A 14,077-nucleotide genomic window follows, 5' to 3' on the forward strand; every position below is an offset into this window, starting at 1 on the left:
GCCATGAAGCGGAAATTAACGCTTCGAGAACTGCTTGGCGCGGCGTGCCTTGCGCAGACCGACCTTCTTACGCTCGACTTCACGCGCATCGCGCGTCACGAAGCCTGCGCTCGACAGCGACGGCTTCAGCGTCGCATCGTAGTCGATCAATGCACGGGTGATGCCGTGGCGCACTGCGCCTGCCTGACCCGTTTCACCGCCGCCGTTCACGTTCACCTTGATGTCGAACGTCTGGCCGTGGTTCGTGAGTTCCAGCGGTTGACGCACGATCATCAGCGACGTTTCGCGCGAGAAGTAGTCAGCGATGGGCTTGCCGTTGACGATGATGTCGCCCTTGCCAGCCTTGATGAAGACACGTGCGACTGCGCTCTTGCGGCGGCCCGTACCGTAGTTCCAGTTACCGATCATGTGGGTCCCCTTAGATCTCGAGCGCCTTCGGCTGTTGAGCCGAATGCGGATGCGTCGCTTCTGCGTAGACCTTCAGCTTCTTGATCATCGCGTAGCCGAGCGGGCCCTTCGGCAGCATGCCCTTGACCGCCTTCTCGAGCGCGCGGCCCGGGAAGCGTTCCTGCATCTTGCCGAACGTCGTTTCATAGATACCGCCCGGGTAGCCCGAGTGACGGTAGTACTTCTTGTCCAGCGTCTTGTTGCCCGTGACCTTCAACTTGCTCGCGTTGATGATGATGATGAAATCACCAGTGTCGACGTGCGGGGTGAACTCAGGCTTGTGCTTGCCGCGCAGACGGCGTGCCACTTCGCTGGCAACACGGCCGAGAACCTTATCCGTCGCGTCAATCACGTACCATTCGCGCGTCACCTCATGGGCTTTTGCGGAAAACGTCTTCATGATCGATCCAAAAAAAATGCTTTGCCCGATGTGTTCTTCCTGCTTGTCTGTGTGCGCTTCGAGGCGCGGTGCAGGCTCTCCCTGTTCTTTTTCCGTGGGCATGAATGCGGAAAAGCCCTGAATTATAAAGGAAATACGGCAACGCGGTCAAAGGGAATCCACGTCCCGTGTCCGCGGCGCCCGAAATGGGCGAAAATTCGGTCGTGCCCCGACAAGCCAGGCGATCCGAGCGCCCGGGGAGGCACCCATCGACGCGCGGCACATGACCTTGCCGCGCCAGACCGGCCGAATACGGAAAACAACAAACAAGCATGATGAAACAACGACTTACGCCCTTCTTCGCGGCCGCGCTGCTGGCCGCCGCGGCGCCTGCCGTCGCCGCCCAGGTCGGCTGCGAAGCCAAGCTCGACGCGCTCGATGCGCGCATTGCCGAAGCCCGGACCGCCCATGCCGAGGATCGCGTCGCCCGCCTGCGTGCGGTGCGCGAACGCGTCCGCCATTTCTGCGCACGCGGCCACGGCCATGCGTCGGCCGTGACCGCGCCGGCACCCGACGCACGCTTGCGCGGCACACCGCCCGACGCGACATCGCAGCCGGCCGCACGGCAGCCTGCGTAATGAATGCCGGGGGATGCCGGGGCGCGCAAGCCGCGCGCCGATGTTTGCATGGGACGAAAAAAAGCCCGAACGGCTGGTTCGGGCTTAATCCACCTTAGGAGGAGGGTGGAGGAGACATTCGGAGGTTGCCGCAGCGCGACAACCAATGAGGCTCATTATACGAACGCACCACCGGCTTCACAAGAAAATTTGCATTGCGAAATCAAAAACCATAATGCGAAATTTCTGACGATTGGCAGAAAAATTCAATTTCATGTTTAAAATCAATCACATGACTCCGGCCAAGGCGAGCGAAGATAGCCCGCACCTAGAGTAAAACCCCTAAAAACAACAGGGAAATCGCCGCTCGGCACGCTGTCGCGCACCGCTCGCGCGGCTCCGGTGCTGCACGTCGTGCACCGCATCAGCCGACCGAAGCGCTGCGGGCTACAATGCCGGATCGAATCCGAATCAGGCAACGCTGGAGTGCAAGCATGGAATGCAAAGTAAGCTGGATGGGTCAGGACGGCATGGCGTTTTCGGCCCAGACCGGAAGCGGGCATCTCGTCACGATGGACGGCGCGCCCGAAGGCGGCGGCCATAATCTCGCGCCGCGCCCGATGGAAATGGTGCTGCTCGGCACCGGCGGCTGCACGGCCTATGACGTCGTGCTGATCCTGAAGAAGAGCCGCCAGGAAGTCACCGGCTGCTCGGTCACGCTGAAGGCCGAACGCGCGAGCGAAGACCCGAAGGTGTTCACGAAGGTGCACTTCCACTTCACCGTCACCGGCCGCAACCTGAACCCGGCCACGGTCGAACGCGCGATCAACCTGTCGCACGACAAGTACTGCTCCGCGTCGATCATGATCGCGAAGACGGCCGAACTCACGCATTCGTTCGACATCGTCGCCGCCTGAACGCACGGCGCTCGCGCACGAAAAAAGGGCCGGCGCTCCGCAAGGAGACGCCGGCCCTTTCGCATTCGAATGGCAAAGCAGGCCGATAAGCCGGATTCTGTGCACGCTGCGCGCCGAAGCGCACAGCGCGTGGCAGCCATTCCTCTAGGCGCGCCATTGCTGACGCGCTCAAGCTTCCTACCCGCAGACGAGACGGGGGCCCCGTCCTGCATCCGAAGATGCGCGCCTGCCTACTTGGAATTGCTCCGGGTGGAGGTTACCGTGCCGGCGAACGTCGCCGTCGCCGCGGTGCGCTCTTACCGCACCGTTTCACCCTTACCTGATCCCGGCTTGCGCCGGGCCATCGGCGGTTTGCTTTCTGTTGCCCTGTTCCGCGTGTCGCCACGGATGGCCGTTAGCCATCACCCTGCCCTGTGGAGTCCGGACTTTCCTCGCCCCCGCGCGCCCGAAGGCGGCGAGGCCGCGACTGCCTGGCCTGCTTTGCGACGCGCATTCTAGCACTGCGCGCCGCCGCCGGCTGCGCGCGTGCGGCGACCGCTGCGGAATACGGCCGGATCGTCGTAGAACGCGGCGCCGGCATTCGCGTCGCACCAGCCCGGCACGCCGAGCACCGGAAGCGGCGAGAAATCGCGGCTCGTCAACTCGCGCGTCGCGAGTTCGGCGGCGACACGCGCATCGACATGCGCAGTGCGCTGCGCGTCGGGCCACGAAAAATAGTCGGCGCTCACTTCGACGATCCACGTGTGCGCCGTGCAGGACTTGTAAGGCGCGACGAGCTTCTCGAGCAGCGCATGGCCGACGAGCCGCGCTTCGCAGCGCGTGCCCCACGCGTCGCGTGCGGCGACCAGCAGCCGCTGCCAGTCGAAGCCGCGCAGCGCATCGACGAGCGCGCGGTCGGCCGTCACGAACAGCGCGGCATTCTCGTCGAACAGCGTGAGCGCATCGCGCAGCGTGCCGCGCACGGGCCCGACGCCGCCCGCCGCGTCGATCGCGGCGGCCTGGCGCGCGTTCAACGCGGCCTTGATGTGCGGATACGCGAACCAGACGAGCGCATTGAAGAAGTCGTGAAGATTGTGGCGGGTCGGCACGCCGCCGGTGTCGGCAATATGGGTCTCGTACGCGACACCAGGCGGCAGTTCGGCCTGCGGCACGAATCGCAGCGGCCTGCCGCGACCGCTGATGCGCCCGCCGTCGCGCAAAACGCCGTTCAGCGCGTCGAGCAGCGCGGCATCGCCCGCCCGTGCGGCCGCTTGTGCGGCGCGGCCGGGCTCCGCGTACTGCGCAAGCCACGGCGCGGACCAGTCGATCCGCGCGAAATCCGCCGCCCCGCTGCCGGCCGTGTGGCCGGCTTCGCGCGGCGGCGCGCCGGTCACACGAGTTTCCAGCCGATCGTCTCGCCGCCGCGCAGCGGCACGACCGGCGTATCGCCCGCGAAGATCTCGCGCGGCAGTTCCCACGCCTCGCGGCGCAGCGTGACCGTCTCGGCGCTGCGCGGCAGCCCGTAGAAATCGGCGCCGAAGAAGCTCGCGAAACCTTCCAGCTTGTCGAGCGCGCCGGCGTGGTCGAACGCTTCCGCATACAGTTCGAGCGCGTGCAGCGCCGTGTAGCAGCCTGCGCAGCCGCACGCGGTTTCCTTCGCGCCGCGCGCATGCGGTGCGCTGTCGGTACCGAGGAAGAAGCGCGGGTTGCCCGAGGTCGCGGCCTCGACCAGCGCGACGCGATGCGTCTCGCGCTTCAGCACGGGCAGGCAGTAGTAGTGCGGGCGAATCCCGCCGACGAACAGCGCGTTGCGGTTGTACAGCAGGTGATGCGCGGTGATCGTCGCGCCGAGCAGGCCGGGCGCCGCGTCGGCATCGCGCACGTAGTCGGCCGCGTCCTTCGTCGTGATGTGCTCGAACACGACCTTCAGACCCGGGAAATCGCGGCGCAGCGGCGTCATCACGCGGTCGATGAAGACTTTCTCGCGGTCGAACAGGTCGATCGACGCATCGGTCACCTCGCCGTGCACGAGCAGCGGCATGCCCGTTTCCTGCATCGCCTCGAGCGTCTTCGCGCATTTCGCGAGATCGGTGACGCCGTGGTCCGAGTTCGTCGTAGCGCCTGCCGGATACAGCTTCACGCCGTGCACGAAGCCGCTTTCGCGCGCGCGGCGGATTTCGTCGGGCGGCGTGTTGTCGGTCAGGTACAGCGTCATCAGCGGTTCGAACGTCATCCCGGCCGGCAGCGCGGCGAGGATGCGCTCGCGATAGGCCTGCGCCTGTGCGGTGGTCGTCACCGGCGGCTTCAGGTTCGGCATGACGATCGCGCGGCCGAACTGGCGCGCGGTGTGCGGCAGCACGGCGGCCAGCATGTCGCCGTCTCGCAGGTGCAGGTGCCAGTCGTCGGGACGGGCGAGCGAAAGCGTCGCCGGGGAGGAAGCGTTCGAGGCAGTCATAGGAGGCGTCGTGAGGAACGGACTGGCCATCAGCGGGGCCGGAACACGCGTGCGCGGGCCGACTGACGGCAAACCGCAACACGAGGCCTTTGGCCAGCGGAATCCGCTTTTTACCGCTCAGGGCTCGGTGATATGCTAGAAGCCGCATTGTACCGGGGTTCGCCCGGTTCGTTACCCCCCCCCCCGCTTCTGCCTGCCGCCCCAAGTAAAATGTGCCAACTCCTAGGAATGAACTGCGCCGCGCCGACGGACGTCACATTCTCCTTCACAGGTTTCGCGGCCCGGGGCGGGCTCACCGATCACCATGCCGACGGCTGGGGCATCGCGTTCTTCGAAGACAAGGCCTGCCGCCTGTTCATCGATCACCAGGCATCGGCTACCTCGCCGATCGCCGAAATGGTGAAGCGCTACCCGATCAAGTCCAAGAACACGATCGCGCACATCCGCAAGGCGACGCAAGGGCACATCCTGCTCGAGAACAGCCATCCGTTCATGCGCGAGCTGTGGGGGCGGCACTGGATCTTCGCGCATAACGGCGACCTGCAGGACTACGCGCCGAACATGGACGGCAGCGTCTACCACCCGGTCGGCACGACCGACAGCGAACAGGCGTTCTGCGTGCTGATGCAGGGGCTGCGCGAGGCATTTCCCGGCGCGCAGCCGCCGCTGCCCGAACTGTTCGAGCGCGTCGGCGAGCTCACGCGCGGCATCACCGATCACGGCGTGTTCAACTTCCTGATGTCGAACGGCCAGGCGCTCTTCGCGCACTGCTCGACGCGGCTGCACTACCTGGTGCGGCGCTGGCCGTTCTCGACCGCGCATCTCGTCGACGAAGACCTGTCGATCGACTTCGCGAAATACACGACGCCCGAGGATCGTGTCGCGGTGATCGCGACGCAGCCGCTCACCGACAACGAGGTCTGGACCGCGTTCGAGCCGGGCGAGCTGATCATGTTCCAGTGCGGCGACGTCGCCGCGCGGATGCAGATCCCGGTGCCCGAACGCGTGCTCGAGAAGCTGCGCAATCCGGCGCTCGACGCGTCGGCCTCGGCACCGCGCGAATCACGCGAAGCGCTCGCCACCGCCGCCGACGGCGATTCCGACGACGCGATCGACTTCTGAGCGCCGCGCGCCGGCGCACTTCCCGCTTTCCAATTCCCGCACGGCAAGACCGTCGTCCGCAACGTTCGGGCGTGGCGGGCGATTTCGTGCGCACGCGATGCGTACGGCTTTCACCGTCGGGGAAAATCGCCTGCCGCGTGCCGGTTTCGTTTCATCCGGACTACATTCCGGCATATCGATTCAATGCGACACAACATTCGCTTGATTTTATTAATTTCCAAGCGAAAATAACTCAAATCCGAAATAAATAAATCCGAAAATCCGGAGCACATATAATCCGGAAACCGCATTCTAACGCACCACCCCGATGCGAACCGTGCGCCACCCCACCGATCCGGCAATCACGCGCCCACGCTGACAAAACCACCCAAACCCTTACCCACAAAGGCTTTCAGTTCGATTCATCACACAATCAAAAAATACCGAATGAAGTCGGCATTATTGCCACATTCATTATTTTTTTGACAATCGGCCACCCTTCCGATCATTAGACTCCTCCCATCCTCGGTGTAACGAATCACGATTGGCGCAGAAACGGCCACGGCCGCTGCACGTCCATTCAGGCCATTACTCCACCGCGGATTGCGATTTCACTGCACCGCGGTGAATACCACTTCAAAAAAAGAGAGAGGGGCTTGTCGTGAATCACTCATTTCGATCGATATGGAGCGAAACCGCCGGCTGCTGGGTCGCGGTTGCGGAAACGGCACGGGCGCGCGGCAAGCGTTCGGGCGGCGAATCCGGCGCAAGCCGCGGCGCTGCACACACGGCAACACGCCGGTCGCCGCTTCGCGTCGCCGCGCTCGGCGCCGCGCTGGCCGCGCTGGCCGCGCTGTCGGCCGGCTCCGCGTACGCATCGACCTGCGGCAGCGGCGCGGCCGTCGCGAGCGGCGGCACCTGCGCGCTCGGCAGTTTCAGCCCGACCGTCAACGACAACCTGGCCGGCGCAACCACCGTGTCGGGCGGCGACACGGTCGGCGTGACGGGTGCATGGACCGGCGTCGGCGGCGACCCCGGCTACACCCTCACGCCGATCGGCAGCGCGACCGTCGTCTCGGGCAACCCGAACCAGCCGCTGCTGTCGCTCGGCGGCAAGACGCAGAGCATCAGCACGCCCGATTCGATCACGGACACTCGGGCGTCAGTCGCCACCTACAACTCGTCCGCGTTCTCCGCGTCTACGGCCGGCTCGACCAACGTGCCCGTCTACCATGACGTGAACGGCAACCAGTACGTCAACACGCGGATCGGCACCGTCGACAACTCCGGCGGCACGCTGAACGTGTCGATCGGCAATCCGGCGAACGCGCCCGACGCGGCCGGCAACGCGATCTCGATCGCGCCGAAGCAGACCGACCTGACCTTCGCGGACGGCACGGGCTCGGCGAAAAGCGTCGTCAACTGGAATTCGCGCAACCAGATCTGGCTCGGCACCGGCGACTATCTCGCGAGCGGCGGCCCGGTCGGCAGCATCCGGCTCGACGTGCCGGCCTACGCGGGCAAATTCACCGCATTCGACGGCAGCGCCTGGAACGTCACCGATGCCGCTTCGCTGGCCGCCTACAACGACTTTCTCGTGCGCTCGGTGCAAAGCGGTGCGCTCGGCTCGCAAGCAGCCTACGACAGCGCGTTCGGCCAGGCCGTCACGTTCTCGCAGCAAACCTTCCAGTACGCGAACAACGTATCCGCGGGCGACAAGAACACGCTGCCGATCGATCACCTGTCGGTGATGCACGGCACCGGCGCGAATGCGACGCTGCACATCGGCAAGGACGGCCAGATCGACTTCCGCGGCACCGATACGATCGACTCCAGCTCGGCGGTCCTCGCGGAAAACGGCGCGCGCTTCGTCAACGACGGCCGCCTGTCGGGCGACTTCACGCTCGTGCGCCTGCTGACCGGCGCAAGCGGCGTCAACAACGGCGCGATCTCGTCCGGGTATGCGTCCGGCGACAACTTCAACACGGGCGGCAGCGCGCAGCCGGGCAATTTCGGCTTCAACGCGTACACGGAAGGCAACGGCGTATACGCGAACGGCGCGGGCACGACGTTCGTCAACAACGGCGTGATGAACGTCGGCGCGTGGAACCTCGTCGGCAATCGCCCGGACCTGCAGAACTACGCGGTGGCCGCGACGGACGGCGCGAGCGGGTCGAACACCGGCACGATCAACGTCGGCGTCAACGCGACGACGCTCGACAGCCAGGTGATCGGCGGCCTCGTCGCCGGCGGCAGCTTCACGAACGAAGCCGGCGGCACGATCTACCTCGGCCGCGCGGCCCAGTATGACGCCGCGTCGCCGGAGGCCGCGAACGACGTCGCGCTGTCCGCGCATGCGTACGGCATCCTGCTCGGCGCATCGGGCACCGCGAGCAACCTCGGCACGATCGTGATCGGCTCGCAGACGCAGAACGGCGCCGCGCTGGCGAGCATCGGCTCGTCGTCCGGCACGCTGACCAACGCGGGCTCGATCGTCGTCAACGGCGCGGCGCCCGGCACGCCGCTCGCGAACGTCGGCATGCTTGCGGCCGATAGCGCCGCGACCGTGACCAACACGGGCACGATCACGCTGAACGGCGTGAACGGCATCGGCATCATGGTCGTCGGGACCGGCACGAAAGCGACGGTCGTGACGTCGACCGGCACGATCAACGTGGCCGGCGGCCTCGATCCGGCCTCGGGCACGCGCAACTACGGCGTCTGGGCCGAAGGGCCGCTCGCGAAGGCCACGCTCGACGGCGCGCTCAACCTGACGGGCACCGGCGCGATCGGCGTGCACGCGCGCTCGGGCGCGACGATCGACGTCGGCGCGAACGCGGTGCCGGCCTTCATGTCGGGCACGAACCAGATCGGCTTCTACGCGTATGGCGCGGGCTCGAAGATCAACGTCGCCGCGCGGCGCCTCAGCGTCGACACCGACGACTCGACGCTGTTCCGTGTCGCGGGCGGCGCGACCTACACGGGCAGGTCGGCAGCCGGCGCGCTGACGACCGACGTCAACGGCCAGCATTCGCGCGGCGTGCTCGCGACCGACGCCGGCACCACGCTGTCGACGGGCAACGCGATCTACAACGTCAACGGCGCGAACGGCATCGCGATCGCGGTCGAAGGCGGCGCGAAGGGCACGATCGATGCGGGCGCGACGATCAACCTGAACGCGGCCGGCGCGACCGCGGGCGTCGTCGACGGCCAGGCGCACGACCTCGCCGGCGCGAATGCCGGCGCGCCGGTCGCGACGACGCTGATCAACGACGCCGCCGTCGCGTCGTCGACCGCCGGCGTGACGGGCTTCGTCGCGCAAAACCTCGGCACGCTCGAGAACCGCGACACGGTGCTGCTGACGGGCGCCGGCTCGACGGGCGTCGTGGCCGGCACGCTCGGCACGGTGAACAACGCGTCGACGATCCGCGTAGCCGACGGCACCGGCGCGCTCGTGAAGGGTGCGTCGGCGACGCTCGCCAACACGGGTTCGATCGAAGCCGACGATGGCATCGCGGGCGTGCGCCTGACGGGCGCCGGCGCATCGGTCGCGTTGTCGGGCGCGGGCACCGTCGTCGCGAACGGCAGCGCCGACGGCGTGCTGATCGACTCGACCGTATCGGGCGGCGGGCTCGCGGCCGGCGCGACGTCGATCGCGGTCGGCGGCTCGGGCAGCGGGGTCCGCAACCTCGGCGCGAACACCGCGATCGCGTTGTCCGGCACGCAGGTCGCGACCACCGGCAATGGCGCCGACGGCCTCGCATCGACCGGCGCGGGCGCGCGCATCGCGACCGACGCGGCAACGGTCGTCCGCACCGCCGGCGCCAACGCGCGCGGCCTGTTCGTATCGAGCGCGGATTCGACGCTCACGGCCAACGGCACGACCGTCGCGACGACGGGCGCCGGCGCGCACGCGGTCGTCATGGACGGTGGCGCGACGGCGCTGCTGTCGGGCGCGAAAGTCACCGCATCGGGTGCCGCGGCCGACGGCGTCGTCGCGCGCAACGGCGGCCGCATCGGCGATACGGGATCGGCGATCGCCAGCGCGGCCGGCAACGGCGCGACCGCGGACAGCGGCGGCGTGCTCGCGTTGACCGGCACGACGCTCAAGGGCGCGACGGCCGGCGTGCTGACGTCCGACACGCTCGCGAACGGCGCGACGAGCTCGGTGCTCGTCGACGGCGGAAGCGTGACGGCCGCCGCCGGGCCGGCATTCGCCGCGCGCGGCGGCACGGCCGACATCGCGGTGCGCAACGGCACGGTCGTGACGGCCGGCAACGGCACGCTGCTGAACCTCGCGAACGGCAGCAACGTGACGTTCAACGCGTCGGCGCTGAACCTCGCGGGCGACATCGTCTCCGACGCGTCGAGCACCGGCAACGTGTTCCTCGCGAACGGCACGACGCTGACCGGCACGATCGATCCGGTCGCGCTGACGATCGACGGCACGAGCACGTGGCGCATGACGGGCAGCTCGGTGCTGAGCAGCCTGAACAACGCGGGTCTGGTCGCGTTCGCCGCGCCGGCCGGCTCGCCGACGCTCACGGGCAGCTACAAGACGCTGACGACCGGCAGCTATATCGGCAACGGCGGCACGATCGCACTCAACACGTATCTCGGCGCCGATGCATCGCCGACCGACCGGCTGATCGTGAACGGCGGCGCCGCGAGCGGCACGACCGGCCTGAAGATCGCCAACACGGCCGGCACCGGCGCGAAGACGACCGGCGACGGGATTCCCGTGGTCGTCACGGCCAACGGCGGCACGACCGCCGCGTCGGCGTTCCATCTCGCGGGCCCGGTACAGGCCGGCGCATACGAATACCGGCTCTATCGCGGCGGCCAGGGCGACGCGAACGGCTGGTACCTGCGCTCGCAGCTCGATCCGACGGACCCCGGCGACCCGACGATCCACCCGTCCGGCGGCGGCAGCGGAAATGGCGGCAGCGGCACGCTCGCGTATCGTCCGGGCGTCGCCGGCTACTCACTGACGCCGCTGCTGAACGCCGACTACGGCTTCTCGACGCTCGGCAAGCTGCACGAGCGCGTCGGCGACATCTACAACCTCGGCAAGCAGCAGCCCGGCAACCGCGATGGCGTGTGGGGCCGCATCGGCGGCCAGAGCCTCGATGCGGACGCGGACCGCTTCGCGGCGGACGAGCGCACGTTCTTCGCGCAGTTCGGCAAGGACTGGACGCTCGACCAGGCGCCCGGCGGCAGCAGCACGCATGCAGGCGTGACGGCCAGCATCGGCGTGTCGAACGCGAGCTTCAGCGACATGGCGCGCGCCGACTCGCCGAACCTGTCGACGTCGACGGGCTCGGTCGAGATGCATGCGCAGAGCGTCGGCGGCTACTGGACGCGCTACCTGACGGACGGCACGTACTTCGACAGCGTCGGGCAGGTCACGCACTACGGCAACCGCTATCGCGACAGCTACGGCAACGCGGCGTCGCAGAACGGCTTCGGTATCGCGCTGTCGCAGGAGGTCGGCAAGCCGCTCGGCATCGGCGGCACGCCGATCGCGATCGAGCCGCAGGCGCAACTGATGTACCAGTACCTGAAGCTCAACGGGTTCAACGACAACGTGTCGGCCGTGTCGGGCACGACGACGCATGCGCTGCGCGGCCGCGTCGGCGTGCGCATCTTCCGCCCGAACCTCGAGGCGGGCTCGGGCGGCGGCGCCGCGACGCCGTACTTCACGGCCGACGTGCTGCACGACTTCCTGTCGCCCGGCCAGACCGTCGTCGGCGGCACGCCGTTCGCGACGCATCTCGGCCGCACGTGGTACGAGCTCGGCGTCGGCGTGACCGCGGGCTTCGGCAAGTCGGGCGAGCTGTACGCGAACGCGAAGATCGCGCGCAACATCGGCGGCGCGTACCGGCGCGGCATCGTCGGGCAGGTCGGCTACCGGTACAGCTGGTAACGGCGCACAAAAAAAACCGCCCGGCGCTCGGCCGGGCGGTTTCGCATTGGCGCGCGCGAAACGCACGCAGTGCACGAACGCTCAGTGCAGGATCTTCGCGAGGAAGTCCTTCGCGCGCTCCGATTTCGGATTCGAGAAGAAATCGTCCTTGCGGTCGTCCTCGACGATCGCGCCCTTGTCCATGAAGATCACGCGATGCGCGACCTTCTTCGCGAAGCCCATCTCGTGCGTGACGACCATCATCGTCATCCCTTCCTGCGCGAGTTCGACCATCACGTCGAGCACTTCGTTGATCATCTCCGGATCGAGCGCGGACGTCGGTTCGTCGAACAGCATCGCGATCGGGTCCATCGACAGCGCGCGCGCGATCGCGACACGCTGCTGCTGGCCGCCCGACAGCTGGCCCGGATACTTGTGCGCATGCGCCTTCAGGCCGACGCGATCGAGCAGCTTCATGCCCTTGTCGGCCGCTTCGTCCTTGCCGCGGCCGAGCACCTTGATCTGCGCGAGCGTCAGGTTCTCGGTGATCGACAGGTGCGGGAACAGCTCGAAATGCTGGAACACCATCCCGACCTTCGAGCGCAGCTTCGACAGGTTCGTCTTCTTGTCGCCGACCGACTGGCCGTTCACGAGGATCTCGCCCTGCTGGAACGGCTCGAGGCCGTTGACGGTCTTGATCAGCGTCGACTTGCCGGAGCCCGACGGGCCGCACACGACGACCACTTCGCCTTTCTTGACCTCGGTCGTGCAGTCGGTGAGAACCTGAAACTGGCCGTACCACTTGGAAACGTTCTTGATGGAAATCATCGTGTGACCTTTTTCTGGAGACTCTTGACGAGAACAGACGCCAACGAGCAAATCACGAAATAGCATGCGCCGGCGAACAGGACCATCTCGACGGTCGTGCCGTCGCGATCGCCGACGTTGGCGGCCGTGCGGAAGAAGTCCGCGAGACTGATCACGTACACGAGCGACGTATCCTGGAACAGGACGATCGCCTGCGTGAGCAGCAGCGGCACCATCGCGCGGAACGCCTGCGGCAGGATCACGAGGCGCATCGCCTGCGCGTAGTTCATGCCGAGCGCGAACGCGGCGTTCACCTGCCCGCGCGGCACCGACTGGATGCCGGCACGGATGATCTCGGAATAATACGCGGCTTCGAACAGCGAGAACGCGACCATCGCCGACGCGAGGCGGATGTCGATCGTCGGCGACAACCCGAGCACGCCCTGCAGCAGCTGCGGCACGATCAGGAAGAACCACAGCAGCACCATCACGAGCGGGATCGAGCGGAACACCGTCACGTAGCCCTGCGCGAACCACGCGAGCGGCTTGACGCCCGACAGCCGCATCAGTGCCAGCAGCGTGCCCCACACGATCCCGACGACGATCGCGATCAGCGTGATCTGCAGCGTGACGATCGCACCCGTCCACAGCGTCGGCAGCGCGCCGGGAATACTACTCCAGTCGAACTGATGCATCACTTGCCTCCGATATAGCCGGGCAGCCGCGTACGGCCTTCGATCCAGCGCATGAGCGACATCACGACGAGGTTGATCAGCACGTACGCGAGCGTGACCGCGATGAACGACTCATAGGTCTGCGCGGTGTAGTCGACGAGCTGGCGCGCCTGCGCGGACAGGTCGAGCAGGCCGATCGTCGACGCGACGGCGGAGTTCTTGAAGATGTTCAGGAATTCCGACGTGAGCGGCGGCACGATGATCCGGTACGCAACGGGCAGCAGCACGTAGCGGTACGTCTGCCATTGCGTGAAGCCCATCGCGAGGCCGGCGGCGCGCTGGCCCTTCGGCAGCGCGTTGATCCCCGAGCGCACCTGTTCGCACACGCGCGCGCCCGTGAACAGGCCGAGACAGACGATCGACGCGGTAAAGAACTGCGTGCCCGGCGGCAACTGCTTGATCCAGGTGCCGATCGATGCGGGCAGCAGTTCCGGTATCACGAGATACCAGATGAAGAACTGCACGATCAGCGGAATGTTCCGGAAGATCGACACGTACGCGGTGCCGATCGCGGACAGCCATTTGTTCGGCACCGTGCGCAGCACGCCGAACAACGAACCGACGATCAGCGCGATGACCCAGGCGGCGAGCGACACTTCGATCGTCACCCGGAAGCCGGACATCAGCCATCCGAAATAAGTCGTCGGCTCGCCGGTCGACACGGGGCTCAGGAAGATGCCCCAGTTCCAGTGGTAAGACATGGGCAAGACTCCAGCAAAAAGAAACGGAAGAAGCG

The 14,077-nt window shown here is 66.8% G+C and carries 11 protein-coding genes and 1 other RNA gene; 4 read left to right on the plus strand and 8 right to left on the minus strand.

Annotated features, from left to right (window positions below; translation table 11 throughout):
- Window positions 1-15: 15 nt before the first annotated feature.
- A complete protein-coding gene (gene rpsI, locus KVT39_RS07370) occupies window positions 16-408 on the minus strand; it encodes a 30S ribosomal protein S9 (RefSeq protein WP_006476904.1) in 393 nt (130 codons plus the stop codon).
- A gap of 10 nt (window positions 409-418) precedes the next feature.
- Window positions 419-847: a 50S ribosomal protein L13 gene (gene rplM / locus KVT39_RS07375; protein ID WP_009687896.1), complete on the minus strand. Its 429-nt coding sequence runs from the start codon at window positions 845-847 to the stop codon at window positions 419-421.
- A 311-nt stretch (window positions 848-1,158) separates the two neighbouring features.
- Here rplM and KVT39_RS07380 point away from each other — a divergent pair, with 311 nt between their 5' ends.
- Window positions 1,159-1,464 carry a DUF1090 family protein gene (locus KVT39_RS07380; protein WP_105389842.1) on the plus strand — a complete coding sequence of 102 codons (306 nt, stop codon included), beginning with the start codon at window positions 1,159-1,161 and terminating at the stop codon, window positions 1,462-1,464.
- 431 nt (window positions 1,465-1,895) lie between these two features.
- Window positions 1,896-2,360 carry an OsmC family protein gene (locus KVT39_RS07385; protein ID WP_072436316.1) on the plus strand — a complete coding sequence of 155 codons (465 nt, stop codon included), beginning with the start codon at window positions 1,896-1,898 and terminating at the stop codon, window positions 2,358-2,360.
- A 70-nt stretch (window positions 2,361-2,430) separates the two neighbouring features.
- Here KVT39_RS07385 and rnpB read toward each other — a convergent pair.
- The 3 genes from rnpB to pyrC form a co-directional block, all read right to left on the minus strand.
- An RNA gene (rnpB, locus tag KVT39_RS07390) (RNase P RNA component class A) lies at window positions 2,431-2,842 on the minus strand.
- Between the two features lie 12 nt (window positions 2,843-2,854).
- Window positions 2,855-3,733: a DUF3025 domain-containing protein gene (locus KVT39_RS07395; RefSeq protein WP_105389844.1), complete on the minus strand. Its 879-nt coding sequence runs from the start codon at window positions 3,731-3,733 to the stop codon at window positions 2,855-2,857.
- The gene (gene pyrC / locus KVT39_RS07400; RefSeq protein WP_034182734.1) at window positions 3,730-4,794 is read right to left on the minus strand and encodes a dihydroorotase; all 1,065 of its coding nucleotides are present in this window, start codon (window positions 4,792-4,794) and stop codon (window positions 3,730-3,732) included. The genes KVT39_RS07395 and pyrC overlap by 4 nt, the downstream gene beginning before the upstream one ends.
- Before the next feature lie 210 nt (window positions 4,795-5,004).
- Between pyrC and KVT39_RS07405 the strand changes: the two genes are divergently transcribed.
- Window positions 5,005-5,916, plus strand: a complete 912-nt coding sequence (locus KVT39_RS07405) for a class II glutamine amidotransferase (RefSeq protein WP_034182733.1) — start codon at window positions 5,005-5,007, stop codon at window positions 5,914-5,916.
- Between the two features lie 640 nt (window positions 5,917-6,556).
- Window positions 6,557-11,821 (plus strand): autotransporter outer membrane beta-barrel domain-containing protein, encoded by a 5,265-nt coding sequence (locus tag KVT39_RS07410; RefSeq protein WP_217588290.1) that lies wholly within the window; start codon window positions 6,557-6,559, stop codon window positions 11,819-11,821.
- 81 nt (window positions 11,822-11,902) lie between these two features.
- On the opposite strand, the gene KVT39_RS07415 is transcribed toward KVT39_RS07410, so the two are convergent.
- From KVT39_RS07415 to KVT39_RS07425, 3 genes are read right to left on the minus strand one after another with little or no spacing between them, the layout of a single operon-like run.
- Window positions 11,903-12,628, minus strand: coding sequence for an amino acid ABC transporter ATP-binding protein (locus tag KVT39_RS07415; protein ID WP_034182731.1), 726 nt, complete (start codon window positions 12,626-12,628; stop codon window positions 11,903-11,905).
- The gene (gene gltK / locus KVT39_RS07420) at window positions 12,625-13,302 is read right to left on the minus strand and encodes a glutamate/aspartate ABC transporter permease GltK (protein ID WP_034182730.1); all 678 of its coding nucleotides are present in this window, start codon (window positions 13,300-13,302) and stop codon (window positions 12,625-12,627) included. The genes KVT39_RS07415 and gltK overlap by 4 nt, the downstream gene beginning before the upstream one ends.
- Entirely contained in the window at window positions 13,302-14,042 is a 741-nt protein-coding gene (locus tag KVT39_RS07425) for an amino acid ABC transporter permease (protein ID WP_034182729.1), read from the minus strand. The genes gltK and KVT39_RS07425 overlap by 1 nt, the downstream gene beginning before the upstream one ends.
- Window positions 14,043-14,077: the final 35 nt, after the last annotated feature.

The sequence above is a fragment of the Burkholderia sp. GbtcB21 genome (assembly GCF_019091065.1).
GTDB classification, from domain to species: Bacteria; Pseudomonadota; Gammaproteobacteria; order Burkholderiales; family Burkholderiaceae; genus Burkholderia; species Burkholderia pyrrocinia_C.

What these genes read in the sequence shown, in the direction of transcription:
- rpsI (WP_006476904.1), bottom strand. Translation starts at nt 408, where the DNA reads ATGATCGGTAACTGGAACTACGGTACGGGCCGCCGCAAGAGCGCAGTC.
- rplM (WP_009687896.1), bottom strand. Translation starts at nt 847, where the DNA reads ATGAAGACGTTTTCCGCAAAAGCCCATGAGGTGACGCGCGAATGGTAC.
- KVT39_RS07380 (WP_105389842.1), top strand. Translation starts at nt 1,159, where the DNA reads ATGATGAAACAACGACTTACGCCCTTCTTCGCGGCCGCGCTGCTGGCC.
- KVT39_RS07385 (WP_072436316.1), top strand. Translation starts at nt 1,896, where the DNA reads ATGCCGGATCGAATCCGAATCAGGCAACGCTGGAGTGCAAGCATGGAA.
- pyrC (WP_034182734.1), bottom strand. Translation starts at nt 4,794, where the DNA reads ATGACTGCCTCGAACGCTTCCTCCCCGGCGACGCTTTCGCTCGCCCGT.
- KVT39_RS07405 (WP_034182733.1), top strand. Translation starts at nt 5,005, where the DNA reads ATGTGCCAACTCCTAGGAATGAACTGCGCCGCGCCGACGGACGTCACA.
- KVT39_RS07415 (WP_034182731.1), bottom strand. Translation starts at nt 12,628, where the DNA reads ATGATTTCCATCAAGAACGTTTCCAAGTGGTACGGCCAGTTTCAGGTT.
- gltK (WP_034182730.1), bottom strand. Translation starts at nt 13,302, where the DNA reads ATGCATCAGTTCGACTGGAGTAGTATTCCCGGCGCGCTGCCGACGCTG.
- KVT39_RS07425 (WP_034182729.1), bottom strand. Translation starts at nt 14,042, where the DNA reads ATGTCTTACCACTGGAACTGGGGCATCTTCCTGAGCCCCGTGTCGACC.